This window comes from Corynebacterium sp. HMSC058E07 (assembly GCF_001809885.1).
In the GTDB taxonomy this organism is placed as follows: domain Bacteria; phylum Actinomycetota; class Actinomycetes; order Mycobacteriales; family Mycobacteriaceae; genus Corynebacterium; species Corynebacterium macclintockiae.
The window spans coordinates 1-1307 of record NZ_KV799256.1; the positions used below are offsets into that span (position 1 = coordinate 1).

The following is a 1307-nucleotide window of genomic DNA, read 5'->3' on the forward strand; positions in this document are numbered from 1 at the left end:
CCACTCTGTCTGCGTATTCAGACTCGAACGCGACCGCCACCCTAATCAGATGCCTTCCACAGGCAGAGGTTTTTCTAGCATGAGCTACCCCGATCCATGACAGGCCTTTGGTGCAACAGTGGCGCAGAGCACGGCGAACGGCGGCGAGCGCGAGTGCCTGATTTGTGACAGCTATTGATCGTGCCCCTAACGCACGGGGCCATAAGATGGGGAGTTCCAGCGACGTGGCCTGTGGGGGTGCAGCGTTGGGAGAGGAAGTGCTGACGCCGGCCTCTTTCGGTGGATCGAGCCACAGTAACTCAATCGGGAAGTCCGTAAAGGAATCGATGCCCAGGTCACCGAGAACATCACACACGTCATGTGCCACAGTGCCGAGTGGCGCCTGCTCATCGACCTCAACTGTCAGCAGTGGTTGATGAATGGAACCTTCCACAGCGGAGGTGCTATTGGCACGCACGCTAAGCACGGAACACACTGAACCTGCGGTGCTGTCGGATGCGAGACTCCAAGTGCTGAGAGATTCCCAGATCAGCGTCGGTGTTACAGCTGCGGCGAGACAATCAGGATCAGCCATCGCCTTTTCCTGTTGCAATTTAGAAACAAGCTCCGAGGATGCGAGATAGCCGCCGCGGTGAATTGCACGATCGACGATGCTTGTTCCTGGGATGAAGCTGCGTACCCGGATGATTCCGCTATCTGGGAGTCGACGAATACTTAGCAAACTCCGTTGGGGAGGCTCTCTCAGTGCGTTATCGGCTGTGCGGGCGGCGCTGTCACCCAACACCTGCGTTAAGGATTGGACAGGGAGAAGCTCAGCGCTGAGCGGGATTCGGTACAGAATGATTGGTGTTTCTTCAGCATCCGGTTCATGGACGGTGCTAGGGAACGCCTGGTGGAAAATGATGTTGTGGAATACCGACTCGCAATGAACGCTACTTCCACATGCGCTAGCGAAAGCCTGTGCCCGGTCAACGATGTGCCTCAACACAGATGCTGTGAAAAGAGGATCATCTTCCTGAACGTGCAGGGTGATCACCGGAGCGGTGGTTGCAGAGTCATCATTAGCTTTAAACGCCACACTATAGGCGAGGCGGCCACAACCGAGAACTTCCTGGGTGTTCAGAGAATCCGAACGAAGATCCTTTACATATTTCCGAGTAAGTTTCCGTACTACCGCGCCCGTGAAGTATTCACGAACAGCAAGAGCTAGCAGCCCTAATGACTCGGCCAAATTCCAGGCAGGAATATGTTCTGAAAGAGCCGATCCTATCGCGGAGTTGCTGAGGCGCTGAGCTGCAGCTAATGCT

Annotated in this window: 1 protein-coding gene; it reads right to left on the reverse strand. The window is 55.3% G+C overall.

Annotated features, from left to right (window positions below; translation table 11 throughout):
* On the reverse strand, positions 1 to 1307 hold a 1307-nt coding region (locus HMPREF2678_RS09955), incomplete at both ends, for a hypothetical protein (protein WP_083303389.1).